The sequence below is a fragment of the Mesorhizobium sp. M1423 genome (genome assembly GCF_040317575.1).
Lineage (GTDB): Bacteria > Pseudomonadota > Alphaproteobacteria > Rhizobiales > Rhizobiaceae > Mesorhizobium.
In genome coordinates, this window is record NZ_JAMYKU010000024.1 from 1 (window position 1) to 25,662 (window position 25,662).

32 protein-coding genes and 1 pseudogene are annotated in these 25,662 nt (G+C 62.9%); 20 read left to right on the forward strand and 13 right to left on the reverse strand.

Going from position 1 to position 25,662, the window contains the following annotated elements:
- Positions 1-113: 113 nt before the first annotated feature.
- Both NKG95_RS25355 and NKG95_RS25360 read left to right on the forward strand, forming a co-directional pair.
- Positions 114-749, forward strand: a pseudogene (locus NKG95_RS25355) (23S rRNA (adenine(2030)-N(6))-methyltransferase RlmJ); the annotation flags it as partial.
- Positions 750-874: 125 nt separating this feature from the next.
- Positions 875-1,327, forward strand: coding sequence for a hypothetical protein (locus NKG95_RS25360; RefSeq protein WP_352481793.1), 453 nt, complete (start codon positions 875-877; stop codon positions 1,325-1,327).
- A 38-nt stretch (positions 1,328-1,365) separates the two neighbouring features.
- Here the strand turns inward: NKG95_RS25360 and NKG95_RS25365 are convergent, their stop codons facing one another.
- On the reverse strand, positions 1,366-1,728 hold the full coding sequence (locus NKG95_RS25365; protein WP_352481792.1) for a VOC family protein: 363 nt from the start codon (positions 1,726-1,728) through the stop codon (positions 1,366-1,368).
- 126 nt (positions 1,729-1,854) lie between these two features.
- Between NKG95_RS25365 and NKG95_RS25370 the strand changes: the two genes are divergently transcribed.
- On the forward strand, positions 1,855-2,571 hold the full coding sequence (locus NKG95_RS25370) for a sulfite exporter TauE/SafE family protein (RefSeq protein WP_353042852.1): 717 nt from the start codon (positions 1,855-1,857) through the stop codon (positions 2,569-2,571).
- Between the two features lie 52 nt (positions 2,572-2,623).
- Here the strand turns inward: NKG95_RS25370 and NKG95_RS25375 are convergent, their stop codons facing one another.
- Positions 2,624-3,259 carry a TetR/AcrR family transcriptional regulator gene (locus NKG95_RS25375; protein ID WP_502913987.1) on the reverse strand — a complete coding sequence of 212 codons (636 nt, stop codon included), beginning with the start codon at positions 3,257-3,259 and terminating at the stop codon, positions 2,624-2,626.
- A 62-nt stretch (positions 3,260-3,321) separates the two neighbouring features.
- On the opposite strand from NKG95_RS25375, the gene NKG95_RS25380 reads away from it, so the two are divergent.
- The gene (locus NKG95_RS25380) at positions 3,322-3,852 is read left to right on the forward strand and encodes a DinB family protein (protein ID WP_353042853.1); all 531 of its coding nucleotides are present in this window, start codon (positions 3,322-3,324) and stop codon (positions 3,850-3,852) included.
- A 457-nt stretch (positions 3,853-4,309) separates the two neighbouring features.
- Here NKG95_RS25380 and NKG95_RS25385 read toward each other — a convergent pair whose 3' ends face one another.
- Complete coding sequence (locus NKG95_RS25385; RefSeq protein ID WP_198030507.1) at positions 4,310-4,918, reverse strand: hypothetical protein; 609 nt, start codon at positions 4,916-4,918, stop codon at positions 4,310-4,312.
- 346 nt (positions 4,919-5,264) lie between these two features.
- On the opposite strand from NKG95_RS25385, the gene NKG95_RS25390 reads away from it, so the two are divergent.
- From NKG95_RS25390 to NKG95_RS25400, 3 genes are all read left to right on the forward strand, one after another.
- Positions 5,265-5,861 (forward strand): glutathione S-transferase family protein, encoded by a 597-nt coding sequence (locus NKG95_RS25390; protein WP_023719799.1) that lies wholly within the window; start codon positions 5,265-5,267, stop codon positions 5,859-5,861.
- A 300-nt stretch (positions 5,862-6,161) separates the two neighbouring features.
- Positions 6,162-6,620 carry a Pr6Pr family membrane protein gene (locus NKG95_RS25395; protein WP_353042854.1) on the forward strand — a complete coding sequence of 153 codons (459 nt, stop codon included), beginning with the start codon at positions 6,162-6,164 and terminating at the stop codon, positions 6,618-6,620.
- A complete protein-coding gene (locus NKG95_RS25400; RefSeq protein WP_353042891.1) occupies positions 6,580-6,762 on the forward strand; it encodes a Pr6Pr family membrane protein in 183 nt (60 codons plus the stop codon). Before NKG95_RS25395 ends, NKG95_RS25400 begins: the two co-directional genes overlap by 41 nt.
- A 97-nt stretch (positions 6,763-6,859) precedes the next feature.
- Here NKG95_RS25400 and NKG95_RS25405 read toward each other — a convergent pair whose 3' ends face one another.
- Positions 6,860-7,510, reverse strand: coding sequence for an outer membrane protein (locus NKG95_RS25405; protein ID WP_023719797.1), 651 nt, complete (start codon positions 7,508-7,510; stop codon positions 6,860-6,862).
- 422 nt (positions 7,511-7,932) lie between these two features.
- Here NKG95_RS25405 and NKG95_RS25410 point away from each other — a divergent pair, with 422 nt between their 5' ends.
- From NKG95_RS25410 to NKG95_RS25435, 6 genes are all read left to right on the forward strand, one after another.
- Positions 7,933-8,709 carry an SDR family oxidoreductase gene (locus NKG95_RS25410; RefSeq protein WP_353042855.1) on the forward strand — a complete coding sequence of 259 codons (777 nt, stop codon included), beginning with the start codon at positions 7,933-7,935 and terminating at the stop codon, positions 8,707-8,709.
- The gene (gene uvrC, locus NKG95_RS25415) at positions 8,706-10,784 is read left to right on the forward strand and encodes an excinuclease ABC subunit UvrC (RefSeq protein WP_353042856.1); all 2,079 of its coding nucleotides are present in this window, start codon (positions 8,706-8,708) and stop codon (positions 10,782-10,784) included. The genes NKG95_RS25410 and uvrC overlap by 4 nt, the downstream gene beginning before the upstream one ends.
- A 100-nt stretch (positions 10,785-10,884) precedes the next feature.
- Positions 10,885-11,481, forward strand: a complete 597-nt coding sequence (gene pgsA / locus NKG95_RS25420) for a CDP-diacylglycerol--glycerol-3-phosphate 3-phosphatidyltransferase (RefSeq protein WP_352848443.1) — start codon at positions 10,885-10,887, stop codon at positions 11,479-11,481.
- A gap of 1 nt (position 11,482) precedes the next feature.
- Entirely contained in the window at positions 11,483-11,740 is a 258-nt protein-coding gene (moaD, locus tag NKG95_RS25425) for a molybdopterin converting factor subunit 1 (RefSeq protein ID WP_292662329.1), read from the forward strand.
- Positions 11,741-11,743: 3 nt separating this feature from the next.
- Complete coding sequence (locus tag NKG95_RS25430; protein WP_353042857.1) at positions 11,744-12,223, forward strand: molybdenum cofactor biosynthesis protein MoaE; 480 nt, start codon at positions 11,744-11,746, stop codon at positions 12,221-12,223.
- A gap of 65 nt (positions 12,224-12,288) precedes the next feature.
- Positions 12,289-13,056, forward strand: a complete 768-nt coding sequence (locus NKG95_RS25435; protein WP_353042858.1) for a YbaY family lipoprotein — start codon at positions 12,289-12,291, stop codon at positions 13,054-13,056.
- A 68-nt stretch (positions 13,057-13,124) separates the two neighbouring features.
- Here NKG95_RS25435 and NKG95_RS25440 read toward each other — a convergent pair whose 3' ends face one another.
- A complete protein-coding gene (locus NKG95_RS25440) occupies positions 13,125-14,015 on the reverse strand; it encodes a LysR family transcriptional regulator (protein WP_353042859.1) in 891 nt (296 codons plus the stop codon).
- Between the two features lie 159 nt (positions 14,016-14,174).
- Between NKG95_RS25440 and NKG95_RS25445 the strand changes: the two genes are divergently transcribed.
- Complete coding sequence (locus NKG95_RS25445) at positions 14,175-14,942, forward strand: SDR family NAD(P)-dependent oxidoreductase (protein WP_353010418.1); 768 nt, start codon at positions 14,175-14,177, stop codon at positions 14,940-14,942.
- A gap of 161 nt (positions 14,943-15,103) precedes the next feature.
- Positions 15,104-15,373 carry a hypothetical protein gene (locus tag NKG95_RS25450; protein WP_353042860.1) on the forward strand — a complete coding sequence of 90 codons (270 nt, stop codon included), beginning with the start codon at positions 15,104-15,106 and terminating at the stop codon, positions 15,371-15,373.
- Positions 15,374-15,446: 73 nt separating this feature from the next.
- Here the strand turns inward: NKG95_RS25450 and NKG95_RS25455 are convergent, their stop codons facing one another.
- The 5 genes from NKG95_RS25455 to NKG95_RS25475 all read right to left on the reverse strand — a co-directional run bounded on the left by NKG95_RS25455 (position 15,447) and on the right by NKG95_RS25475 (position 18,903).
- Positions 15,447-16,055 carry a class I SAM-dependent methyltransferase gene (locus NKG95_RS25455; RefSeq protein WP_353042861.1) on the reverse strand — a complete coding sequence of 203 codons (609 nt, stop codon included), beginning with the start codon at positions 16,053-16,055 and terminating at the stop codon, positions 15,447-15,449.
- 151 nt (positions 16,056-16,206) lie between these two features.
- The gene (gene ndk, locus NKG95_RS25460; protein ID WP_023719783.1) at positions 16,207-16,629 is read right to left on the reverse strand and encodes a nucleoside-diphosphate kinase; all 423 of its coding nucleotides are present in this window, start codon (positions 16,627-16,629) and stop codon (positions 16,207-16,209) included.
- Positions 16,630-16,747: 118 nt separating this feature from the next.
- Positions 16,748-17,044 (reverse strand): DUF1905 domain-containing protein, encoded by a 297-nt coding sequence (locus NKG95_RS25465; RefSeq protein ID WP_352909467.1) that lies wholly within the window; start codon positions 17,042-17,044, stop codon positions 16,748-16,750.
- Positions 17,045-17,243: 199 nt separating this feature from the next.
- Positions 17,244-17,879 carry a 5,6-dimethylbenzimidazole synthase gene (gene bluB / locus NKG95_RS25470; protein WP_353042862.1) on the reverse strand — a complete coding sequence of 212 codons (636 nt, stop codon included), beginning with the start codon at positions 17,877-17,879 and terminating at the stop codon, positions 17,244-17,246.
- A gap of 313 nt (positions 17,880-18,192) precedes the next feature.
- Entirely contained in the window at positions 18,193-18,903 is a 711-nt protein-coding gene (locus tag NKG95_RS25475) for a glutathione S-transferase family protein (RefSeq protein ID WP_352859428.1), read from the reverse strand.
- A 77-nt stretch (positions 18,904-18,980) separates the two neighbouring features.
- Between NKG95_RS25475 and NKG95_RS25480 the strand changes: the two genes are divergently transcribed.
- Together NKG95_RS25480 and NKG95_RS25485 are read left to right on the forward strand one after the other, a co-directional pair.
- Entirely contained in the window at positions 18,981-19,493 is a 513-nt protein-coding gene (locus NKG95_RS25480; protein WP_352495582.1) for a DinB family protein, read from the forward strand.
- A 247-nt stretch (positions 19,494-19,740) separates the two neighbouring features.
- Positions 19,741-19,911: a hypothetical protein gene (locus NKG95_RS25485; RefSeq protein ID WP_023677663.1), complete on the forward strand. Its 171-nt coding sequence runs from the start codon at positions 19,741-19,743 to the stop codon at positions 19,909-19,911.
- A 69-nt stretch (positions 19,912-19,980) separates the two neighbouring features.
- Here NKG95_RS25485 and NKG95_RS25490 read toward each other — a convergent pair whose 3' ends face one another.
- The 3 genes from NKG95_RS25490 to NKG95_RS25500 all read right to left on the reverse strand — a co-directional run bounded on the left by NKG95_RS25490 (position 19,981) and on the right by NKG95_RS25500 (position 22,781).
- Positions 19,981-20,283: a DUF982 domain-containing protein gene (locus tag NKG95_RS25490; protein WP_023719778.1), complete on the reverse strand. Its 303-nt coding sequence runs from the start codon at positions 20,281-20,283 to the stop codon at positions 19,981-19,983.
- A gap of 148 nt (positions 20,284-20,431) precedes the next feature.
- A complete protein-coding gene (locus tag NKG95_RS25495; protein WP_353042863.1) occupies positions 20,432-22,513 on the reverse strand; it encodes an ATP-dependent helicase in 2,082 nt (693 codons plus the stop codon).
- 94 nt (positions 22,514-22,607) lie between these two features.
- Complete coding sequence (locus NKG95_RS25500) at positions 22,608-22,781, reverse strand: hypothetical protein (protein ID WP_023719776.1); 174 nt, start codon at positions 22,779-22,781, stop codon at positions 22,608-22,610.
- Between the two features lie 132 nt (positions 22,782-22,913).
- Here NKG95_RS25500 and NKG95_RS25505 point away from each other — a divergent pair, with 132 nt between their 5' ends.
- From NKG95_RS25505 to NKG95_RS25515, 3 genes are all read left to right on the forward strand, one after another.
- Positions 22,914-23,093 (forward strand): membrane lipoprotein lipid attachment site-containing protein, encoded by a 180-nt coding sequence (locus NKG95_RS25505; RefSeq protein ID WP_023719775.1) that lies wholly within the window; start codon positions 22,914-22,916, stop codon positions 23,091-23,093.
- 454 nt (positions 23,094-23,547) lie between these two features.
- Positions 23,548-25,425 carry an ABC-F family ATP-binding cassette domain-containing protein gene (locus tag NKG95_RS25510; protein ID WP_023719773.1) on the forward strand — a complete coding sequence of 626 codons (1,878 nt, stop codon included), beginning with the start codon at positions 23,548-23,550 and terminating at the stop codon, positions 25,423-25,425.
- Between the two features lie 4 nt (positions 25,426-25,429).
- Positions 25,430-25,627, forward strand: coding sequence for a hypothetical protein (locus NKG95_RS25515; RefSeq protein ID WP_023719772.1), 198 nt, complete (start codon positions 25,430-25,432; stop codon positions 25,625-25,627).
- The last annotated feature ends 35 nt before the right edge of the window (positions 25,628-25,662 follow it).

The following is a 25,662-nucleotide window of genomic DNA, read 5'->3' on the forward strand; positions in this document are numbered from 1 at the left end:
AATACCAAAGCTTTATCCCGGGGGGGCCGGCGGCCGATTGTCTTCCTCCCATCCCCCCACCACAACGCGGGGTTTTGGGGGGGCGGCCCGGGGGGGGGGGGCCCGCCCCCCCCCTCGACGCCCCGGCGGCGGCATTGCTGGCACCGTATCTTGGAGCCGTCCGTTCGCTCAATCCGGACGGCGGCGTGAAAAAATACCCGGGTTCGCCGCTGATCGCCCGGCACCTGCTGCGCAAGCAGGACCGGCTGTCGGCGGTCGAGCTGCACCCTAAGGATGCTGCCAGGCTGAAGGCGCTGTTCGACGGTGACTTCCAGACCCGGGTGATCGAGCTCGACGGCTGGCTGGCGCTCGGCGCGCATCTGCCGCCAAAGGAGAAGCGCGGCCTCGTGCTCATCGATCCGCCTTTCGAGGAAGAGGGCGAGTTCGGTCGCTTGGTCGACGGGCTGCAAAGAGCCCATCGGCGCTGGCCAGGCGGCATTTACGCGCTGTGGTATCCGCTCAAGGACCGCAAGGCGGTCGCCGCCTTCCGAAAGGCGCTGAAGCAAACGGGCATTCCCAGGCTGCTCGACGTCGGCTTTGAGATCAGGCCGGCCTCGGTCGAGCCGAGCCTCGACGGCTGCGGCATGGTGATGGTCAATCCGCCCTTCACCCTGGAGGGCGAGTTGCGGACGCTGCTGCCGGCGCTGCACCGGCTGCTTGCTGTCGAGCAGCCATCGCATTGGACGCTGGACTGGCTGGCGGGAGAGTAGTTTGAGGTGCGGTCCTTGCCGTTCCCTCAGCGCAACCATCGTCACCGTAACCATCGTCACTACAACCGCTTGACCGCGCGTCAGCGAATCCGCACAGTGCGCGCAGTCGACCTTGAGAGGCTGCCATGACTCGCTTCGCCCAATCCGCCCTTGCCGCACTGCTCGCCGTTTGCACGCCGCTGGCTGCGCCTCTCGGCGTTACTCAGGCGGTGCAGGCCGCCGACCTTGCAATCTATACCGATGAGGACAGCGGCGTCTGCGGCGAGGCCTGGGTGCTGAACAAAATCACCGACCGCTTCTCGTATCAGGTGCATCACGTGCCGCATCTGCCGGATGTGCAGATCGTCGACTTCCAGCGCATCCACCAGCATCGCTATCTGCCGGCCGACGACACCTGGCCAATCGGCCGCCATTATTGCGGCGCCACCGTCAGCCTCTCCGACGGCCACGCCCGCACCATCTGGTATCTGATCGAGGAAGGCCAAGGCTTTGCCTCGATAGGCGACAATGTCGAATTCTGCGTCTCGGGCTTCGACCGCTGGATGGTCTACAACGGCCGCTGCCGCGTCCTGCGCTGAACCAGTGCCTTCCGATTCCCGATGGATTGTTGCGTCACTTAGGTGGTCGAGAAAAGAAACACCTGACGGCCGTCAGGATCGCGGACGATCACACGCCTGCCCATAGCCGTCGCCTTGACATCCGCAATGATTCCAAAACCATTGGCCTTCGCGGCAGAAGCCGCTTCGTCCGCGTCGGTGACCTCGAAGCCGATCATCGTTCCCGCTCCTTCCGCCGTCGTTCCTTCGTTTGCCGGATAGAGTTCGATCGCGAGCCCTTGACCTTGGAACGCGAAATGTATCGGACCGGAGCCGTGCTGCTCTTGCCTGAAGACAATTCCGAAATTCGCATAGAAAGCCGCGGCTGATCTGGGGTCAGCCGAAAACCATGTGACAAATGCCAAGCTCGGCAAGGGGGGCATTCATACCTCTCTGGTGTGTGGACTGTCCGGCGCTCAAGGTCGGACGGAGGTTGCGAAAATCGTAGATTTCCATGCAGGTCAACGCCAACCGGCCACATCGATCACTTTGCGGGGAAACAGCACTACATGGATTCGCTTGTTTATATTGTTGCAATTGGGGCGGTCGTTGCAGGTTTCGTCCAAGGGCTGTCCGGGTTCGCTTTCAGCCTGGTTGCCATGTCGTTTTGGGTTTGGACCGTGGAGCCCCAGCTTGCTGCTGCCATGGCGGTCTTTGGGGCGCTCACCGGCCAAATCATCGCCGCCGTCACCGTCCGCCGGGGTTTCGACCTCAAGCTTCTGCTGCCATTCCTGATCGGCGGGACCATAGGAATTCCGGTCGGTGTCGCCATCCTGCCCCTGCTGGATGTGCACTTGTTCAAGTTGATCTTCGGCGCGCTGCTGGTCGTTTGGTGTCCCTTGATGCTTTTTGCCCGTCGCCTCCCTCCCATCACGCTCGGGGGTCCTGTTGCAGACGGTGCAATAGGTCTGGTTGGCGGCATCATGGGCGGGCTTGGCGGCTTCACCGGCCCGGTTCCAACGTTGTGGTGCGTGCTGCGGCAATGGGAAAAGGACAGGCAGCGCATTGTCATCCAGAATTTCAACCTTGTGACCCTCTCCATGACGATGGCCGCCTATCTTGCGACCGGAAAGATCAAGCTCGAAATGCTGCCGATGTTTGCCCGACACTCCTTGGCGCGAGACTCTACATCGGCATCAGCGAAGCAACGTTTCGAAAGATCGTCCTCACGCTCTTGGCCGCATCAGGTGCGGCATTGCTGGCATCGGCCTTGCCGCATCTCATGAGCCGGGTTTGAATCCGACGTACAGAAATCCCCGACTTCCGCCGTGCCCTGCGCTATCGACCGATGCGGTCCGCGCCCGATAGGTAGGCGCAGATCAGTTCGACGAGTTGCTTTTGCAGCTCCGGCGCGGCGAGCATGTTTCGGCGTGCCGCGTTATGGATCACACCTTCGATCGCCGACGACAGCACGCGCGCGACGGTCTCCATGTCGGCGCCTTTCCTTGGCTTGCGATAGGCGGCGACGGCCGTCGCGTAGTGGTTGAGATATTGTGTCTGGAACGAAGCATGGGCGGCCCTGGAGCGGCGGTCGCCCGGCGCCTCGTCGAGCAGCACCTGGTGCAGTGTCGGGTGAATGCTGTGCGCCGCGATCATGCCGCGCACCAGTTCCTGCGCGAATTTCCTGAGCGGCTTTTGGTCTTCTGCCGAATCGCGAATGACCGACAGCACATGATCGAAGTGACGGCGCCGGAGGGCTTCGAGCAGGGAAAGCTTGTCGGGAAAATACTGGTAGAGCGTGCCGATGCTCACGCCCGCAGTCTCGGCCACCTTGTTGGTGGTGAAGCCGGCCCAGCCCAGCCCGCTCAGAACATGAGCCCCTGCCTCGACGATCGCCTCTACGGTCGCCCTGGAACGCGCCTGGCGCGGCTGCTTGCGCATGCGCGGATACGGTTTTGCAATGCGAGTAGACACGCCCGCCCATTCTCCTGAAAATATGAACAACATACTCGCATTTCCAGAAAAGGACACCGACCATGAGTGCGCACGCTCTGCTTCGCAGCCTGTTTGCCTATCAGGCCTGGGCAAATGACGAACTGCTGGAAAGGCTCGTCAGTCTCGACCCGCCCGTTCACGGCAAGGAACGGCAGGCCGTGATACGGCTCATCGATCACAGCCATGTGGTGTCGCGGATATTCTCAGCCCACCTGGTTGGTGCAAGCCATGGCTACTCCGCCGACGCCAGCGAGGACACGCCGGCCCTCGACGAACTTCGTGCCGCAGTCGCGGCGACCGATCGGTGGTATCTCGATTATCTCGAAACCGTTTCGTCGCAACAGCTCTCCGAGCCCGTCGCATTCGTGTTCACCGACGGGGATAAGGCATTGATGTCGCGACAGGAAATGCTGACCCACGTCGTACTGCACGGCGTCTATCATCGCGGTGAAGCGGGGCGCATCCTGGCGCAGATTTCCGTCACGCCGCCATGGGATACCTTCGCCGTCCATCTCCACCAAGCCGAGCCTTCGCGCCGGCTGCAGATGCAGCGCGAGCCACTCGGCGCCTGAACGGCCGAGCGCTTTCGATTATGAGATCGGCTCGACCGGATCTATCGAGCGATATCCTGTCTTTCAGAAATGCGAGCTATCTGCTTACTTTCATCGCGTCGTGCAAGATAGTGCAGCGGCGTGCTCGTCGCGTTGCTTCGTACTTACCTGTAGTTTATCGTTTCGGACAAGACGAGGCGGGCGACCGCCTTCGCCCTTGACAATGTTCGCGCTGAGCGTCGGACGTTGAAGCGCAGAGCTGGTCGAAAAGGTCATGAGCTTGACGCGAAGACCGGTCGAGATAGAGCGAGCAGAATTTCTGTCGCAGAACTTCGCTGCGCGACACAAAGATTCGCAGCCGATTTTTGCACCGGTAAAATGGTCGCGCGCTCGCCGTAACCGAAACTTAAGCTGCAGAAATCATTCTAATGCTTCGCTGGCTAGCAAGCCGCGAGTCAGATATGCATTGCGCGCCGGGTCAATAACGGCCGTCGGCACAACGGAAGGGGCATGATATGGCTAAGCAGTCATCCAAAGCGCCGGCATCCAAGGCACCGGCAAAGAAAGCACCAGTAAAAGCAGCGGCGGCAAAGGCCGCAACTGCTGTGAAGAAAGCAGCACCCGCTGCCAAAGCGAAGGCCGCCGCGCCTAAGGCAAAAGCAGCGCCGGCGAAAAAGCCGGCCGCCAAGGCGGCGGCAAAACCAGCCGTGAAGAAAGCAGCACCTGCCAAGGCAAAAGCAGCACCGGCCAAGGCCAAGGCTGCACCGGCAAAGAAGGCGGCACCGGCCAAGAAGCCGGCTGCAAAGGCCGCTGCGAAACCCGCTGCGAAGAAGGCAGCACCGGCAAAGGCCGCCGCTGCAAAATCTTCCGCAGCAGTGAAGAAAGCAGCGCCCGCGGCCAAGCCGAAGGCAGCGCCCGCAAAGGCGAAGGCCAAGAAGTAGTCGCCGCTCTCCGATCGCCGGGGACAGTACTCAAGACAGCCAGGGCGGGATGCCGGACAGGCGCCTCGCTTGCTAGCTGACGGTCGGGCAGGACGAGAAAGAGGCGGGAGGAAGATGTCTTTTCGCAGCTCCCAGGACTTCGCCACGCGGCGAAGTCCGGTGGGATTTTCGTGGCTGCCAAAGACCAACCTTCGGTGCAAGGCCGAGTTGGTAGCTGATCGGATTTGGATTGTCCGACCTGCTCGCTTCTGCCGCCGCACCTCCGGCTCATCGCATCCAGATTGAAGTCGAGACAATGGCTGCGCGCTGGCGGCGCGGTTTTCCGCCTCTGGCCGTTGATGAAGCCAGCATGATCGGTCAACAGTGCCCACGCACGAGCCCCAATCGGAATCGATTTTCGGTGAGGGTCATGCGCGAAGTCACAATGCTACCGCGTCCTCTTGCGCGTCCAACAGGACATATGGAGCTGTAGCCGGTAAACAGGAATCGACAATGCCCAGACTGCTCTACGCGTCTACTTCTCCCTACAGTTCCAAGGTGCGCATGGCAGCACTTCATGCCGGCATTGCGGTCGATCTCGTGCCGATAAAGACCGAGGAAAAGCCGGCCGCGCTGATCGGCGCCAATCCGCTCGGCAAGATCCCGGTGCTGGTGCTCGACGACGGCCGCTCGGTCCACGACAGCCGCGCCATCACCCAGCATCTCAACCGGATGTCGAAGAACGCATTGTTTCCGCGCAATCCCGACAAGCGCCTCGAGGCGGAGGTGCTGGAGGCGTTGGCCGACGGCATCTGCGACTGCGCGCTGTCGATGGTCTATGAGCGGCGCACGCGGCCCGAAGAGATGGTCTACCAGCCTTGGCTCGAGCGCCAGTGGAGCAAGATTTCGGCCGCGCTCGATCTGCTCAACGCCAACCCGCCGAAGCTGCCGAAGAAAATCACTGTCGGCCAGATCGCGCTGCGCGCTTGCCTCGGCTATCTCTCGCTGCGCTTCGCCGGAAAATGGGAAAAGGGCCGCGGCCGGCTGACGCGCTGGGCGGCACGCTTCGACGAGAAATTCCCGGAGCTGAAGCCCGGCATTCCGGCTTGAGGGCGGGGATGGCGAAGCTACCGATTTTCCCCCAATGCATGTCGCGCAAAAGTGTGCAGCGGTTTTGTGATAACGACATGCATAAAACAGGAACCTAAGGCGCATCGCATGAGGCCGGTCGAACGCGACGCGCTTTAGCGGATTCCTGGCGGGGGAGGCGCAACGGCTAATTTCGACATGCTGGGAGTGAGCCGGGCCGTCGAGGCTGGAAGCGTTGGTCCTGGGGGCATTTTGGTCGACAGACGTTCCGCCCAGTCTTATCGTCGCTTTCTCAAACGTAAGCCGATGGGGGAGGGCGATTTGATCCAGCGCTTATTTGCCCTGATCATTTGTCTATCCGCGTGCACTGGCATTGGCCTTGAACTCAGCACCTTGATCAAGGGCGGTGCTTCGATGCTTGGCTCGCTGTGGGTGTTGGTGGGATATTTCACGATCCTGACCAACGGTCTTGTCGCCATTGTATTCGCAGCCATGGCGCTCCTCGGGGAGCGTTTCGACCATCCAACGCTGGTGGCGTGGACGGCTGCCGTGATGGCCCTGGTCGGGGTGATTTTCGCGGTGTTGCTCCAAGGGCTGCGCACTTTGGCTGGCGCGACCGCCGAAGCAAACTTTCTGCTCCACCAACTCAATCCTGTCCTTGTCTTATTGTTCTGGCTTCTGTTCACGCGAAAGGGGGAGGCTCTCGTGGCGCGATCCGCTTCTATGGGCGCTCTATCCCCTGGCCTATCTCGCCTATGCCCTGGCTCGTGGTGTCGCTGAAGGGAAATACGCTTACCCGTTCATAGATGTGTCCGCCAATGGCTGGGTCGCAGTCATGTCGAATGCCGCCACTATCGCCCTCGGTTTCATCGCAGCAGCTGAAGTTCTGGTCCTGGTCGACCGGATGCTGGCTCAACGCTGACCTCGAGATCACGCGTGCCTTTGCCGACAGGGTGGGCACCGGGCGCAAAAAAAGCCGGGCGCGAGGCCCGGCTTTTTCGTGTCGTGGCTTGGACGACTTAGAACTTCATACCGACGCCGAAAGTGACGCGATTGTCGGTCGACTTGACCTTGCCGATACCGTCGAAGTTCTTGTCGCCGAAATCGGTGTAGCGGTACTCGACACGGCCGAACACATTGTCGGTGATCTTGATGTCGGTGCCGACGCCGGCCGTCCAGCCAAGCATAGTGTTGGTGTCGCTGAAGCCGGCGGCTTCCACCTTCTGGTTCTTCAGCGCGCCACCGGCGGTGCCGTAGAGCAGGATTTCCGGGGTAACAGCGTAGCCGAGGCGAGCGCGCAGCGAGCCTTCGACGCCGCCCTTGGCCTCGATGCCGGCATCGTCGCCCTTGACGCCGTTATAGCCGATATCGGCTTCGGCACCGTAGACGAAGTTCTCCTGCTGCCAGTTGTAGCCGCCGAAGACGCCGCCGACGAAGCCCTTGGTATCGATGTCGACACCGACGGTTTTGGCATCGGCATGGCCGGCGAAGCCGTAGCCGACGCTCACACCGGCATAGGGGCCGGCCCAGGATGCGACCGGAAGTTCGGCGATGGGGGCAGGTGCCGGCGGCTCTTCCTGAACCACGTCCGCGGCATAGGCGGTTCCGCCGAGGGCGAACAGCCCAAACGCCACCGCGAGCGGTCGCGCAAATTTAAGATTGGCTTGCATTGTTCTTTACTCCTTAAGCCACAGGACACAGGCTTGTTTTTTCATGAGCGCCCTCAACCCGTCCGGGGGGTGAAACGGATCCGGCGTTCAACGGTTCCAAATGTCGTGTCGAAATGCGGCTGAAGCGAACCTGAACTTAGGTCATTCCCTGGCACGAATGAGGCAGAACCTTGACGTTGCATCTTCGCAACAGCGAGATGTCAGCAGGTTCGCCGTGCTGCACTGCACACGGCTTGGTGCAAGGGCTCCCGCGCCCTATATTGCGGTCGGGCTGGCCCGGATTCCGGTCGAGCCAGAATGCCGACCGGGCCACTTTGCCACAATCCTGCCCCAGGTGGAAATGGGATTTAACACTTGGCAGGCCATATTTTGCCGGCCCGGTCCCGGCAGGTCGGAATCGGCATCAGATTGAGGATTGACAGATGAGCAAGGTCGCCGCGACGGCACTGGTGACAGGCGGGGCGAAGCGGATCGGCAGGGCGATCGTCGAGGATCTTGCTGCGCACGGTTTTGCCGTCGCCATTCACTGTAATCGCTCGCTGGCCGAGGCGGAGGCACTGGCGGCCGGGATCAACAGTGGTCATTTTGGTCGAGACGGCAGGGCCGCGGTGGTTGCTGCCGACCTGACCGACATGGACGCCGTCGGCAACCTTGTCGGCCGCGCGGCGGCGGCGCTCGGGCCGGTGTCGCTGCTGGTCAACAACGCCTCGCTGTTCGAGCACGACAGTGTTGACGATTTCGACTGGCCGGCCTGGGATCGCCATTTCGCCGTGCATGTCAAGGCGCCGGCGCTGTTGGCGCAGACGTTCGCCCGGGCCTTGCCGCAGAGCAGTGAGGGGTTGATCGTCAACATGATCGATCAGCGCGTCTGGCGGCCGACGCCGCGTTATTTCTCCTATGCGCTGTCGAAGTCGGCCTTGTGGGCAGCGACCGAGATGATGGCGCAGGCGCTGGGTCCCCGCATCCGCGTCAACGCCATCGGTCCTGGCCCGACCTTGAAGAACACGCGCCAGCACGACAGCGATTTCGACGCGCAGATTGCCGGCCTGATCCTGAAGCGCGGCCCGGAATTGCCGGAATTCGGTGACACCATCCGTTATCTCTGGGCGGCACGCTCGGTCACCGGCCAGATGATCGCGCTTGACGGCGGCCAGCATCTTGCATGGCAGACGCCCGATGTGACAGGCATGACGGAATGAGCCCCATGGACCAGAAACAAAAAACGCGCGGCGGCGCGGACGACCTGCCGCCCGAAATCGACCTCGAGGACGAGGCAGCCGAGGAGGTCGTCGAGCCTGCAGCCGCTGGTCCGGACGTCACCTTCACCGCGATCGACTGGACGCCGCATGCCGGCGATGCCGACGGCATGGTCGGCGCCGAGGTGATCCAGATGCTGGTCAAGCGGCTGCCCAACGCGCCCGGCGTCTACCGCATGATGAATGCCGCCGGCGACGTGCTCTATGTCGGCAAGGCACGCAGCCTGAAGAAGCGGGTCACCAACTACGCGCAAGGTCGGTTCCACACCAGCCGCATCGGCCGCATGGTGCGCGAGACGTCGACGATGGAGTTCGTCGTCACCCGCACCGAGATCGAAGCGCTGCTGCTTGAAGCCAACCTCATCAAGCGCTTGCGGCCGCGCTTCAACGTGCTGATGCGCGACGACAAGTCGTTTCCCTATATCCTGTTGACCGGCGACCATGTCTCGCCCGGCATCTACAAGCATCGCGGCGCGCGCTCGCGCAAGGGCGACTATTTCGGCCCCTTTGCCTCAGCCGGCGCCGTCGGCCGCACCATCAATTCGCTGCAGCGCGCCTTCCTGCTCAGGAGCTGCACCAACTCCTTCTACGAGAACCGCACCCGGCCTTGCCTTTTGTTCCAGATCAAGCGCTGTGCCGGCCCGTGCACCGGCGAGATCTCGCATGGCGACTATGCAAGGCTTGTCGCCGAGGCGAAGGATTTTCTCTCCGGCCGCAGCCAGAAGGTTAAGACGGAGATCTCCGCCGCCATGCAGCAGGCTTCGGAGAACCTCGATTTCGAACGCGCCGCCATCTATCGCGACCGGCTGGCGGCGCTGTCGCATGTGCAGAGCCATCAAGGCATCAATCCGCAGACCGTCGACGAGGCCGATGTCTTCGCCATCCATCAGGAGGGCGGCCAGGTCTGCATCCAGGTGTTCTTCTTCCGCACCGGCCAGAACTGGGGCAACCGCGCCTATTTTCCCAAGGCCGATCCGGCGCTGGAAGCTGGCGAGGTGCTGGGTTCGTTCCTGGCGCAGTTCTACGACGATAAGCCGACGCCACGCACCATCCTGTTGTCGTATGGCGTCGAGGACCAGGAATTGCTGGCGGAGGCCCTCTCCACCCGCGCCGGCCGCAAGGTGTCGATCTCGGTGCCGCAGCGCGGCGAGAAGAAGGACCTGACCGACAACGCGCTGCAGAACGCGCGCGAAGCGCTCGGCCGGCGGCTCGCCGAGACCTCGACCCAGGCGCGGCTGCTCACCGGCTTTGCCGAGACCTTCGGCCTGGAAAAGCCGCCGGTGCGCATCGAGGTCTATGATAACTCGCACATCATGGGCACGAACGCGGTCGGCGCCATGGTCGTCGCCGGGCCGGAAGGGTTTGTGAAGAACCAGTATCGAAAGTTCAACATCCGCTCGACCGAGATCACGCCGGGCGACGATTTCGGCATGATGCGCGAGGTGATGCAGCGGCGCTTCTCGCGGCTGTTGAAGGAACATGGCGATGCCCCGCAAACCGAGAGCGCGGACGAGGCGAGCCCTACCGGACCGGGCGACGACATCGAGGACGCCGGCGGCTTCCCGGCCTGGCCCGAGGTCATCCTCATCGACGGCGGCCAAGGCCAGATGACGGCGGTGCGCAAGATCCTCGCCGACCTCGGCATCGAGGACCGCGTCGTGGCCATCGGCATCGCCAAGGGTCAGGACCGTGACGCCGGCCGCGAACGCTTCTTCGTCAAGGGCAGGGACTCATTCTCGCTGCCCGTACGTGATCCGGTGCTCTATTTCGTCCAGCGGCTGCGCGACGAGGTCCATCGCTTCGCCATCGGTTCGCACCGCGCCCGCCGCAAGAAGGAGATGGTCAAGAGCCCGCTCGACGAGATCAGCGGCATCGGCCCCGGCCGCAAGCGCGCGCTGCTGATGCATTTCGGCACGGCCAAGGCGGTCAGCCGCGCCGCCGTCGAGGATCTGGTCAAGGTTGACGGCATTTCCGAGCAGGTGGCGAAATTGGTCTACAATCATTTTCACGAAAGCTAAGACCTATTGCCGATATTTCGGCTGGCTAATCGATTCTGGCCTGTTGACCCCCCACATTCGCTTCTGATTTGACTAAGCAGGCAGAAAGAGTTCCCAAAACATGGCCCAGCGCGCGTTCAACCTGCCTAACATGCTCACCTATGCCCGCATTCTGGCGGTGCCGTTGGTCGTGCTGTGCTTCTTCCTGGAAGGGCATCTGAAATCGAGCGACTTCGCCCGCTGGTCGGCGCTCATCATTTTCCTGCTCGCCTCGATCACCGATTACTTCGACGGCTATCTGGCGCGCGCCTGGCAGCAGACCTCGAATATCGGCAAGATGCTCGACCCGATCGCCGACAAGCTGCTGGTCGCCACTTGCCTGCTGCTGCTCGCCGCCGACACCGATCGCCATGCCGGCATCGCCGGCTGGTCGCTGTGGGCGGCGATCATCATCCTGTGCCGCGAGATCCTGGTCTCGGGCCTGCGCGAATATCTGGCGGCCCTGAAGGTCTCGGTGCCGGTGACGCAGCTGGCCAAATGGAAGACCACCATCCAGATGATCGCCATCGCCTTCCTGCTTGCCGGCCCCGCCGGCGACAAGGTTTTTCCGCTGACCACCCAGACCGGGCTGGTGCTGCTGTGGATCGCAGCTCTGGTTACGCTCTACACCGGCTACGACTATTTCCGCGCCGGCCTCAAACACATCATGGATGAATAAGATGTCGACGAAGCTCATCTATTTCGCCTGGGTGCGAGAGCGGATCGGCAGACCGGAGGAAGACGTCGAACTGCCGGCCGGCATCGAAACGGTCGCAGACCTGTTGCGCTGGCTGAAATCACGCGGCGAGGAATACGAGAACGCGCTGCAATATCCTGATGTGATCCGCGTCGCCATCAACCAGGAACATGTCGAGCATCGCGAGAAGATCGCCGGCGCGCGCGAGATCGCGCTGTTCCCGCCGATGACCGGTGGCTGAACCATGTCCGCGGTGGTGCCTGTCGTGCGCATCCAGGCGGAGGATTTCGACGTCGCCGCCGAGATCGCCAGGCTGACCCAGGGTCGCAACGATATCGGCGCTGTGGTGACCTTCTCGGGCCTTTGCCGCGACGAGCAAGGCAGGCTCTCCGCGCTCGAGCTCGAACATTATCCCGGCATGGCCGAAGCCGAGATTTCCCGCATCGCCAGCGAGGCAATCGAGCGCTGGCCGCTGCAGGGGCTCACCGCCATCCATCGCCACGGCAAGATCGCGCCCGGCGAAAACATCGTGCTGGTGGTAGCCGCTTCCGCCCATCGGCAGGCGGCGTTCGAGGCCGCGAATTTCCTGATGGACTATTTGAAATCACGAGCGCCGTTCTGGAAAAAGGAACACCATAGCGACGGTTCGGAGGGCGGCTGGGTCGACGCCAAGGAGGCCGACGACAAGGCGGCGAGCCGCTGGAAGCAGCCGCCGTCCGAATAAATCCCCCGACAGCCATTCATTGACCGCAATCCTGCGAGACCTTTGGCCGGAAGGGGAGCAGGATCATGCTGGACAGGATCGCCGAGTTCTTCATCTTCGGACTGGTGCCGCTGGCCGTCGGCATACTTGCCGTTCCGGATCATTCCGTGGCTGTCGAAAAGACCCTCAAGGGCGAGGTGATGTATCGCGAGCGCATCGCGCTGCCGCCCAATGCCGTGCTTTCCGTGCAGCTTGCCGACGTGTCGCTGGCCGACGCGCCGGCCGCAATCATCGGTGAGCGCAAGGTGGTGCCGGCCGGCCAGGTGCCGATCAAGTTCGAGATCAGCTTCGATCCGCAGGTGATCCGGCCAGAGATGACCTACGCTCTGCAGGCGCGCATCACTGTCGACGACCGGCTGCTGTTCGTCACAGATGCGCGCCACCAGGTCGACCCGCTCAGCGACGCGCCACAGACCATCATGCTGAAAATGGCGGCGCCGAGCGATGAGCCGGCGGCAGCCTCCGTGTTCGGCCAAAGCTGGCTGGTCGAATATATCGACGGCATCGGCGTGATTGCCGAGCCGCGGGCGACATTCCGGATCAGCGAAGCCGGCAAGGCCGGCGGCAGCGGCCCTTGCAACGTCTATTTCGCCACCGCCAAGGTCGATGGTTCGATGATCGCCATCAGCGACATCGGCTCGACCTTCAAGGCCTGCGCGCCTCAGGTCATGGCCGAGGAAAAGGCGCTGTTCGAGGCGCTGGCCAAGGCGGCGTCCTACCACGTCGACGCCGGCAAGCTTGTCATCGTCGACAGAGACGGCCGCGACATCCTGCGCTTCAACGCCGCGAGCTAATGCATGTCGCGCAAAACTGTGCAGCGGTTTTGCGATAACGACATGCATCAAAACAAGAACCTAAAGCTTTAGCTGCCAGCCTTGAGCATGTCGATCACCGCACGAAGTCCGGCCGAGAGGTATCGTCGGCTTGGATAATAGAGGAACAGGCCGTCATCATCGGCGCACCAGTCGTCCAGGGAACGGACAAGTGCGCCGCTGGCGAGATGCGCCGTAACGCGACTGTCCCAGACATACGCAAGCCCGCATCCCTGCAGCGCCGCTTCGACCATGAGTTCCTGGTTGTCGAGGGTAATCGGACCATCGACCACGACATCGACCGCCTCACCGCCGCGCTCGAACTGCCAGTTGTAGATCGCGCCGCTTGGATAGCGATAGCGGACGCACAGGTGCTCCCTTAGGTCGCCTGGCACCAGCGGCATTCTGCGTCCCGTGAAATATTCGGGCGAGCCGACGACGGCGAAACGCAACCGTGGCTTGATGCGAACCGCGATCATGTCTTGAGTAAGGCGTTCGCCAAAGCGGACACCGGCATCGAAGCCTTCCTCGACGATATCGACCAGCCTGTCGGTGGCAACGATATCGAGGCGAAGTCCTGGATTCCGTTTCAGCAACGGTCCCATCACATCGTGCAGCAGAAAAGGTGCGATGGAACTGGGAACATTGATGCGAACCGTTCCGAACGGACTGCCGCGGAAGGCGTTGAGGCCTTCCAGCGCTCTTTCGATTTGATCGAACGCAGGGTGCAGTTCCGTCAGGAACCGCTCGCCGGCCTCCGTCAGCGACACGCTGCGGGTCGTGCGATGGAATAGCCGCACGCCGACACGCGCCTCTAGGCTGCGGATCGTGTGGCTGATTGCCGAGGCAGCGACGCTGCGCTGGACGGCGGCCAGCTTGAAGCTCCTGTGACGCGCGACCGCGAGGAAGGTCGACAATTCGGCGAGTTCGGTTCCGTGCATTTGGCGTACCGGGTTCAATTCATATGTTCTATTCACTACAATGAGAAGAATTATGCGTCTAATCATATGTTTCCGGGCCCTCTAGATACTGCGGCACCGGAACAATGGCTCCATCGAATGGCGCTCTGCCCGGGCAGATTTCAACCGATGGAGAACCCCATGACAAAGATCCTGAAGACGCTTGACGGCAAGGTCGCCCTGGTGACCGGCGCCAGTTCGGGTATCGGCCGCGCAACCGCCTTCGAACTCGCGCGTCGCGGCGCCAAGGTCATCGCCAGTGCGCGCCGCCAGTCCGAGATCGACGCGCTGGTCGCCGAAATCGGGGAAGCAGGCTTCGAGGCGACAGCCGTCGTTGCCGATGTCAATGTCGAGCAGAGCGTGATCGACCTCGTGGCGAAAACGATCTCGACCTACGGGCGGATCGACATCGCCTTCAACAATGCCGGCACCGAGGGCGGGTTCACCCCTTTCGTCGACCAGTCGAACGAGGTCTACGAGACGATCTTCAATGCCAATGTCCGCGGCGTCTTTTGGTCGATGAAGCACGAGACCAAGGCGATGTTGGCTCAGGGCGGCGGCACGATCATCAACAATGCTTCGATGGGCGGCATCATCGGCTTCGGCAATGCCGGGCTCTATGTCGCCAGCAAGCACGCGGTGCTCGGCCTGACCAAGACCGCGTCGATCGAACTGTTCACGCAGGGGGTGCGCGTCAACTCGATCTGCCCGGGCATCATAGACACCCCGTTCCAGGACCGTATCTGGCCGAGCACCGAGGCAAAGCGCGCTTTCGCGGCATCGACCGTTCCCGGCCGGGCCGGCGCGCCGGAAGAGATAGCGACGGTCGTGGCCTTCCTTGCTTCCGATGACGCGTCGTTTGTCTCAGGCCACGGCCTGCTCGCCGACGGCGGCTATTCGGTTGCCTGATCGGCCGCATGCCGATCACGTTGTGTTTCAGCGGGAATAGGCCGGGCAGAAGGCGCGTTAGTTCCACATAAAATGGCGGGTAAGGCAAAAGGGACGTTGTCCCTTGGTTGAAGCCGCCAGAATGGCTGCGGCTCGTTCTGGCCACTCAAAGGAGTCCAGAGATGAAAACGCACACGCTTATCCTTGCCGCCACCGGTGCATCGCTCCTTGCCTTTACCGGCCTTGCCAGGGCGGACGACCATCTGGTCAACGCTCTTGACCACGGTCTCAAAGCGGACAGCCAACCGTTCCAGACCAACAAGGCTGGCCATAGCGGCGATCTCGCGCCTGGGCAGGGCAGCCCGTTTTCAGGTGAGGAGACCAAGACCCCGTCCACCGACACGCCAGCGGCGAATGAACATGCGAACGTGAAGGAACGCCAGGCGAAATAGACTGGCAGAACCCGCCGCTAGGGGGCGGCGGGGCGAGATCTATCGGTGCGACGACCGCATACACCAGGCATTCTCAATTTGTCGCGAGTTTGAATACCGCGCCGTAGTGGTAGGGCGGTATGTCGACCAGCTCGGCGAGCTTGAACCCGCCCGCCTCGACGGCCTCGATGGTCTGTTCGGGTGACAGCCTCAGCTCGGTCTTCGGTCCGCGTGGCTCGCCCAGAACCGTGGTCTGCTCGCGCGGCTGCTGGTGCCAGTTGACGATGGCAAAACGACCGGCCCTGCCAAGCGTCGCCCGCACGGCGCGGGCAAGGCGCGGCCGGTCCGGAACGCCATGGAAAGCGTTGGCCATGAAGACGAAGTCGACGGGCCGGGGCACCAGCCTGGCAAGCTCATAGGCGTCGCCCGCCACAAACTCGCAATTGCTCGCGCCTCCGTCGGCCAGCCGCCGCCGGGCGACTTCGAGCAGATCGGCATCGATGTCGATGGCGATGACCTGACGAACGACCCTGGCCATTGGCAGCGTGAACCAGCCGTCGCCGCAGCAGAGATCGACCACATCCATGCCGGGCTTCATTCCCACCGCCGGCAACACCCCGGCAGGGTCGGGCCACAACGCCTCCCACCAGCCACCGGTCGGCATCTCGGTGCCCTGGAACAAGCCGGGAATGGTGCTGGTCATGGCCTGGTCGGCTCCGTTGTCGCGACCGCGTTTGATCCGTGCCCTCGAGCTTAACGCACCCATGACCCGTCGAGGAGCCTGAACCTGAAAATGTCTGCTACGAAAAAGGCCGGCGTTGCGCCGGCCTCTTTGATGGGTTCGGGATGCCGGCTTAGCCAACGATCTCGGTGTCCGAGAACCAGTATTTGATCTCCTGCGCCGCGGTTTCCGGCGCATCGGAACCATGCACGGAATTCTCGCCGATCGACAGCGCGTGCAGCTTGCGGATGGTGCCTTCGGCGGCGCTTGCCGGATTGGTGGCGCCCATCACTTCGCGGTTCTTGGCAATGGCGTTCTCGCCTTCCAGCACCTGCACGATGGTCGGGCCCGACGACATGGACTCGACCAGCTCGCCGAAGAACGGACGCTCCTTGTGGACGGCATAGAAACCTTCCGCCTCGCGGCGGCTCATCCACACCCGGCGCGAAGCGACCACGCGCAGGCCGGCATCTTCCAGTATCTTGGTAATGGCGCCGGTGAGATTGCGGCGGGTCGCGTCCGGCTTGATCATGGAAAAGGTGCGTTCGAGCGCCATGGGATCGTCCTTGTGATGGAGAGTGGAATTGAGGGTGGCGGGCTCTATACAAGCCGCCCGCCGGCTTGCCAAGGGGAGGTGGGCGCACAGCGCGTCGCCGTCAGCCAGACCCAATGTGTCATAGCTCTATCTCGATCGTCAGATTGGCCGTGTCGCCAGCCCCAAGGCCTTCGCGGACCCGCACCGCCGTCTTGATCGGTAAGAGCAGGCTGCCGGATTTCTTGTCGGGAAACAGCGATGTCCGCCATCTGGTCTGGCCGATGACGGCTTCCACGCCAAGCGAGCCCCAGGGCCTTGCCATCCCCACCATCGCCGTCTTGATCCAGGCTCCAGGTTCCGGCGGCAGCGTCACGAAATGCCAGCCGCCCTTGCCCGGATAGACCCAGATCTCGGCCTGCACGTCGCAGCGAAACATTCTATGCCCCTTCCTCAGATCAAGGCCGTCACGACTGGCTTTGCCTTTGGTCTCTTGTTGGCGATGCTGACGATTGGCGAAACATCCATGATATCCATTCTGCCCTGCAGGGGAGGAGTCATTCTCCCCTGCAAAGAGAATGGCTTCCCTGCAAAGAGAATGGCTTTCCTGCAAAGAGAATGGCAGCGCCGCCGTTGCACTACCGTTTTATCACGATCGAAGCGCGCCGGACTTCCCAGCCTTGCCGTTCCAGTTCCGGCACGCTGTGTTCCTCGCTTGGATAGCCGACACAGAAATAGCCGATCAGCGTCCACTCCGCCGGTGCGTCCAGGATCGTCGCCACCTCGGCCGGATCGAGGATCGAGACCCAGCCCATGCCTATTCCTTCGGCGCGCGCCGCCAGCCACATCGTGTGGACCGCCATGACAGCGGAATAGTCTATGGTGGCTGGCATGGTCAGGCGGCCGAGCCCATGCCCTTGCTCGGTTGCGCGGTCGGCGAAAACCGCAAGCTGGCAGGGCGCCTCATTCAGGCCGGCAAGCTTCAGGCGCCCATAGAGCGCGGCGCGTTCGCCGCAAAAATTTGCGAGTGCCTCCGCGTTGCAGCGCTCGAAGCAGGCCCTGACGGCAGCGCGGCATGCTTCGCTCTCGACGACGACGAAGCGCCAGGGCTGGCTCAGCCCGACGGAAGGCGCGGCGCTGGCAAGCTCGAGCAGCCGCTCCAGCGCCCCTTCGGGGAGCGGCGTCGGCTTGAACCGCCTGACGTCGCGCCGCCACAGGAAGAGATTGGCGAGCCCGGCGCGAAAGTCGGCCGGGAACTCTGGGTTTGCGGTCATGGCGCGCTGCCTTTGTTGTGATTGCCCGGTTCGCCGGATGTTCGTCTTGTTTGCTTCGATCCAGGCACGGATGAGGCGCTTCGAGCGACACTTCGTCTACCCGCATTGTCGCATTTCGCCGGCTGGCAACTTTCAGTTAAGGCCGGACAACGTCCCTGCCGGCAACGCAGTTGGACCTCGACCGGCAAAACAAAACCCGCCTCGGCAAGCCGGGCGGGTCGTCGGTACGAATCAGCACCATACCTAAATTAGTAGCATAGCTGCCGGCACAAAGCAAGAACAAAATGTGGCGTTGCCGATGAAACTGCCGATTTCAACTATCGAGCGGGGCGATCGCCGCCGCCGCGACCGTGCGGCCGAGGCCGCCATGCAGATCGAGGCATCGTTCGAACCATTGCGCCACGACATCGCTGTCGTCGAGCAGCCGGTAGGGCGTGGCGATGCGCGCCCATTGCAGCGCGCCGAAAACGATGTAGTCGGCAAACAGCGGTGACGGGCCGCCGATGAAGGGCTGATAGCCAAGCATCGAGCGGAGCGGCTCCAGCGCGGCGCGGAAGCTGGCGAGCCCAGCGTCGCGGGTGGCGTATACTGCCTCCAGGCGCTTGCCGAAGCGCTGCTCACGGTTCTGCCGGAAATAGGCGGCGTTCGTCTCGTCCTGCATGGCATGCAGGTCCAGTATCGCCGCGGTGGTGACGTAGGGATGGATGGTCAGCTGCGACCAGCGTTCGATGAAGCGCGCCATCGCCTTGCCACCGTCGCCGGAAAACAATGTCGGCCGCTCGGGATAGGTCTGCTCGAGATAGAGCGCGATGGCGAAGGAATCGGCGACCACCGTCTCGCCGTCGCGGATCACCGGAACGAGCTTCGAGACGCCGCCTTCCACCTTCGGCACTTCGAGGAAACGGGTCGGCACGCTGGTGATGTCGAGCCCTTTATGGGCCAGCGCCATCGCCGCCTTCCAGCAATGTGGGCTGAACGGGCGGGCGGCGTCGCGTCCGACAAGGTCATAGAGCAGAATGGTCATTGGCGGCAGCGTCCTCGCAGTCTAACTATGCGCGAAACAGACCCGCGCGAAACAGGGTCTCGCAGGTCGAGAGAAGAATGAAACAGCATTTCAGGATGTTTGCGGCCTACAATCAATGGGCCAATGGCCGCATCTACGATGCCGCCGCCGATCTCGACGAGGAAGAGTTCGACCGCAATGTCGGCGTCTTCTTCGGCTCGATGATGGGAACGCTCAACCACCTCCTGGCAGCCGACCGTATCTGGATGAAACGCTTCACCGGCGAGGGCGACGCGCCGGCAAGGCTCGACACGATCCTGCACCGCGCCTTGCCAGGCTTGCGGCTGGCGCGCGAGGCCGAGGACAAACGGATCATCGACTGGGTTGCCGGCTTGAGCGACAAGGCTCTGTCGGGCCGCTTCTCCTACATGACCGTCTCGGATATGCGCACCGTCTCGCAACGGCTGGCGCCGGCGCTCGACCACTTCTTCAACCACCAGACCCACCACCGCGGCCAGGCGCATGCGATCCTGACCGTTCTGGGCAAGCCAAGCCTCGGACTGGACCTGACGATGTTCCAGCGCAGCGAGGAGGGCAGGGCTTTCGCCTAAAGCGCATCGCGTTCGACCGGCCTCCATGCGATGCGCTTTAGGTTCTTGTTTTGGTGCATGTCGTAATCGCAAAACCGCTGCACACTTTTGCGCGACAGGCATTAACCCTGGGGCGGCTGGTGAAGCGGATGGCGATAGAGGACGATCTGCCGAGATTGCAAAGCGCGCCAAAACATTTTATGGAGCGCATGGTCGTGAGGGCGGCTGCTTCAGCAGCATTCAGCAGCAACAGCGAGAATTGGCACGCATGCCCAATGAACCCTTGCGCCTCGTGGCGTTCTTCGCCGTGGTCCTGGCGCTCCTCAACTCCGGTTATTATTTCCATCAGGGCGACATTGTCGCGACCATCTATTTCATGATCGGCGCCATTCTTGTGACTGCGGTGACCCGGATGAGCATCAGAAGGCAGCTGATTTAGGATCTGCCGACCTAAAACCACCGACAACGGACCGCATCTCCGGCCGGCCATGATGACGAAGAGGTTGCGTCAGGCGGCGTAGCCGCCGAGGCCCCGGACGACCGGCTTGACCGAGACTGCCGGCTGGGCGGCCGGCCAGAGGATGCCGGCCGTCACGGCGAAGGTGATCAGGGCGTCGCGTGCCGCTTCGGCCGAGATCTCGCCGGCGCGTGCCGCCTCGCAGGCCTTTACCGCGGCGCCATAGCTCAGCCGCCGGCGCGAAGGCGGGAACTCGGTCAGGAACTCGTGCATCTCGGAGAACGAAGCGATCGTCCGCTTGTAGCCGGCGCCAACGGTTAGGGCGACCGGTGTGGAAAACGTCCTGTCGTGCATTCTGGCCTCTCGAATGGGCGGAGGTCACGGCGGACGCCGTTCTCCGGTCTGGGGGTCGGGCAGAAACGCGGATCACGGCGCGAGGTTCCATGTTGCCGTGATTTGTTTTTTTCGCTCGCCCGGGTGAGCAGCGCGCCGAGGCGGGTGCCTATTTCCACATGCCCCGCATGCGGGCGCCGAGATCGACGCGCACCTGCGGCTGGCGGCGCGGATCGTCCCTGGCCTGGACGCTGGCCCACGCCACCTGCTCGAAGGCACCAAGGATCGGGCGCGGGATGAAGCGCGTGCGCGAGGCATAGACATGGCGGTCGCCGCGCGCCACCTGGCCGTGGACGAAAAAACGCTGCGGCATCACCAAATGCAGGCTATCCTTGGCCCGCGTCATGGCCACGTAGAGCAGCCGCCGCTCCTCGTCGACGTCCTCCTTGCTGCCGACCCCTAGGTCGATCGGGATGCAGCCGTCGACGGTGTTGAGCACGAAGACGTTCTTCCACTCCTGGCCCTTGGCCGAATGGATGGTCGACAGGATCAGATAATCCTCGTCGCGGTGCGGAGGTCCGGCTTCGTCGCTGGTCGCGTCCGGCGGATCGAGCGTCAGCTCGGTGAGGAAGCGCTCGCGCGATCCATAGCCGGAGGCGATCTGCTCGAGCTGCAGGAGATCGGCCCGGCGCGTCGTCGCATCCTCGTGGATGCGTTCCAGATGCGGCTCGTACCAGAGCCTGACCTGCTCGATGTCGGCCGGCCATTTCTTTGCGCCGGCGCGCAGGCCGCAATAGAGCGCGACAAAGCCCGGCCAGTCGTCGGCGGCCCGCTGCGGCGGCCGGTAGCGCGCAAGCCCCATCGTCTCGTCGAGCGACGTCGCCATGGTCTCGACGATCGCATTGGCGGCCGAAGGGCCGATGCCGGGCAGAAGTTGCAGCACGCGAAAGCCGGCGACGCGGTCGCGCGGGTTTTCGGCAAAGCGCAGCACGGCCAGCACGTCCTTGACGTGGGCGGCATCGAGGAATTTCAGCCCGCCGAATTTGACGAAGGGGATGTTGCGGCGCGTCAGTTCGATCTCCAGCGGGCCGCTATGGTGCGAGGCGCGAAACAGCACGGCCTGCGCTTTGAGAACGGTACCGGCCTCGCGCTCGGTGAGTATCGCCTGGCAGACATAGCTCGCCTGCTCGATCTCGTCGCGCACGCTCACCAGCTTCGGCTTTTCCGCCGATTTGCGCTCCGACCAGAGATTTTTGGTGAAACGTTCCGACGCTTCGCCGATCACCGCATTGGCCGCCGCCAGGATCGTCTCGGTCGAGCGGTAGTTGCGCTCCAGCATGACGACCTCGGCCGGCTGCGCGAACTGCTTGGGAAAATCCAGGATATTGCGCACTTCCGCGGCGCGGAACGAATAGATCGACTGCGCGTCGTCGCCGACCACCGTCAGCCCCAATCCGTCGGGCTTGAGGGCCGTCAGGATCGAGGCCTGCAGCCGGTTGGTGTCCTGGTATTCATCGACCAGCACATGGTCGAAACGTGCACCCAGATGCGCGGCGATTTCCGGCTCGCCGGCCATCTGCGCCCAGTAGAGCAGCAGATCGTCGTAATCGAGCACGTTCTGCGCCTGCTTGGCCTCGACATATCTGGCGAATAATTGTTTCAGCTGTTCGGCCCAGCCGGCGCACCACGGGAACACCGAACCCAGCACCTCGCCGAGCGGCGCCTGTGCATTGACGGCACGCGAATAGATCGCAAGGCAGGTGCCCTTGGTCGGGAAGCGGGCTTCGGTCTTCGAAAACCCAAGCTCGTGGCGGGCGAGGTTCATCAGGTCGGCGGAATCCTCGCGGTCGTGGATGGTGAAGGCGGGATCGAGACCGATCTCCAGCGCATAATCACGCAGCAGCCTGGCGCCAATGCCGTGGAACGTGCCGGCCCAGCTCAGCGCATCGGTGATGACAGAAGCATCGCGGCCCAGCACCTCGCCGGCGATGCGCTCGACCCGCTTGGCCATTTCCGCCGCGGCACGGCGGGAAAATGTCATCAAGAGGATGCGGCGCGGATCGGCACCCCTAACGATCAGATGCGCGACCCGGTGCGCCAGCGTGTTGGTCTTGCCGGAGCCGGCGCCGGCAATCACCAGCAATGGTCCCGCGACCTTGCCGTCGCCATGTTCGACGGCAAGCCGCTGCTCGGCGTTGAGCTTTGCCAGATAGGCCGGCTGGAAGGACGAATCACGGGCGGCGAGGTTCATCGCCCATCAAGCATCGTTTCTGCTTTGTTCGCAACGGTTTGCGGAGCCGGGATAGGGCTCGTGAACGAAGAAGCCTTGCGGGCAGGCCTGTTGACTAACGCCCGGGCTCGACGCCCATCCTTGCCGATTGCCGCCGCAGCGCCTCGCGATCGTCTTCTGGTGGCGGCAGCAGCAGCGGATCGAAATCGTCGGGCACCTCGTCGATCACTTTCTTGGCGACGCGATAGGCAACATAGACGATTGCCCCGGCGATAAGCAGACGGATCATGGCTTCCTCCATTGATTCTGGAGCAACCGGAGACGCGGCATTTTGTTCCCCGACTGCTCGGCGAATGCGGGAACGACACCGATCGCGCAACCAAATCGCCGACGCCTCGTTGTCGGGCGAGAGGAGACTGCGATGAAAAAGCGCTCAATCCTGCTGCTTGTGGCAGCGCTGACCGTTGCGGGTTGCGACAACAACATCCAGCCGACCAAGGCCCCTGGCGATACGGTCGAGCAGAATCCGCAGGTCGACAAGAATCCGGTGCCGAAGTCGACGACCGGCGGCGATCAGCCCGGCACGCCGCCGAAACAATGACCGCTTCAAATGGCGTCGGCGCCGGTCAAAAAAGGGTGGCCGGCGCCGCTTGGGAGGAAGCTGATGACGCCGGCCAGGCGGAGATCAGGCCCGCCGCACATCCAAGAATAGCCGAGTCTTTCCGCAGCGTCATGGTCCGATAGCGTACAAACGGCACGCCCTGTGGACAAACCTGCCGCCACGCCGGCGTTTGTTCATCACATGGTTTGTCTATCCCATGGAACAAACCCGGCTGCTGCGTGTTTGGGTGTCGATCGGACGCTCCCAAGGCCGCCGTTCACGAAAGAACCCGCTTTCCTTGTCCCCCCTCAGGATAGCGGGTTCTTTTTGCGTTTTGCGGGAAGTCGCGGTGCGCGGGGGTCGGCGTCACCTGCTTGCCGGTTTTCGCGCCTTATGCGGCGAACCGGGGCTCAAGCCCTTGCGAAGCATGGTTGTCCCGTGCAAAAGCGCGGCCATGCTGATCATCAACGACCTTTCGCTCCGCATGGCCGGACGCCTGCTTCTCGACCATGCCTCGCTGACCTTGCCGGCCGGCAGCAAGGCTGGCCTTGTCGGCCGCAACGGCACCGGCAAGACGACCTTGTTCAAGGCGATCACCGGCGACCTCGCCTCCGAGACCGGCTCGATCAGTCTGCCCAAGAACACACGCATCGGCCAGGTCGCTCAGGAAGCGCCGGGCACCGAGGAGCCGCTGATCGAGATCGTGCTCAAGGCCGACCTTGAACGGAGTGCGCTGCTCGAAGAGGAAAAGACGGCGACCGATCCGCACCGCATCGCCGATATCCATATGCGGCTGGCCGATATCGATGCGCACTCGGCCGAGTCACGCGCCGCCACCATTCTCGCCGGCCTCGGCTTCGACGACGCCGCACAACGGCGCCCGGCCTCGTCCTTCTCCGGCGGCTGGCGCATGCGCGTCGCGCTGGCCGCGGTGCTGTTTGCCGAGCCCGATCTGCTGCTGCTCGACGAGCCGACCAATTATCTCGATCTCGAAGGCACGCTGTGGCTGGAAAACTACGTGTCGAAATACCCGCACACTGTGCTGCTGATTTCGCACGACCGCGACCTGCTCAACCGAGCCGTCAATTCGATCGTCCATCTCGACCAGAAGAAGCTGACGTTCTGGCGCGGCGGCTACGATCAGTTCGAGCGCCAATATACCGAGCAGCGCGAATTGCAGGAGAAGGGCCGCGTAAAGCAGGAAGCCGCGCGCAAGCACATGGAATCCTTCGTCGAGCGCTTCCGCGCCAAGGCGTCGAAGGCGAGGCAGGCGCAGTCGCGCATCAAGGCGCTGGAGAAGATGAAGCCGATCGCCGCGATTGTGAACGACACGGTTCGGCCGTTCTCCTTTCCGGAGCCGGTGAAGACGGTGGCCTCGCCGATCATCGCGCTGAACAACGTCAATGTCGGCTATACCGAGGGTGCGCCGATCCTGAAGAAGATGACGCTGCGCGTCGATGCCGACGACCGCATCGCGCTGCTCGGCGCCAACGGCAACGGCAAGTCGACCTTCGCCAAGCTGTTGGCCGGCCGGCTGAAGCCGGAGACCGGCGGCATGACCGTGGCGCCCGGGCTGAAGGTGGCAATCTTCGCCCAGCACCAGCTCGACGACCTCAGGCCCGACGAAAACGCCTATGAGCATGTCCGCCGGCTGATGCCGGACGCGCCGGAATCCAAGGTGCGCGGCCGCGTCGCGCAGTTCGGCCTGACCACCGAAAAGATGAACACCGCCGCCAAAGACCTGTCCGGCGGCGAAAAGGCGCGGCTCCTGATGGGCCTGTCGGCCTTCGAGGGGCCGAACCTGTTCATCCTCGACGAGCCGACCAACCATCTCGACATCGACAGCCGTGAATCGCTGATCCATGCGCTGAACGATTTTCCCGGCGCCGTCATCCTGATCTCGCACGACCGCCATCTGCTCGAAGCGACCGCCGACCGGCTGTGGCTGGTCAAGGAGGGCGCGGTTAACCCGTATGACGGCGACCTCGAGGACTACAAGACGCTGGTCACCGGCGTCTCCGGCGACCGCCGCGGCAAGCGCGAGGCGGACAAAGCCTCGAAGGCCGACCGCCGCCGCGATGCAGCCGCGCGCCGCGCCGCTTTCGAGCCGCTGGCCAAGGAAATCCGCGCCACCGAAGCGCTGATGGACCGCCTCCGCAAGCGCATCGACCTGATCGAGGACGAACTCGCCAATCCGGCCGTCTACGAAAAGGACCCCTCGACCGCGACAAGGCTGGCCAAGGAACGCTCACAACTCGCGCAACAGCTGGCCGGCCACGAGGAGAAATGGCTGTCGATGTCGGCGGAGTACGAGGAAGGCACGGCGGAGTAGGACGATGTCGGCAAAACTGTGGATCGAAGCTGCCAAGGTTTTGGCCGTCAATTCCGGAGCTGTCGTAAAATGTCCTGAGTGTGGAGACGGCAATCTGCTGGTCATCGACGCCGGAGCCGGATCATCGCATGTCGAGCGCCACATACATTGCCCGAAATGCGGTGCCTACAACGCCTTGTTCAAGCGCATTGATGGCGTGTAACTGGCCCTACACGCCGCTATCACAACCGGCTAGTT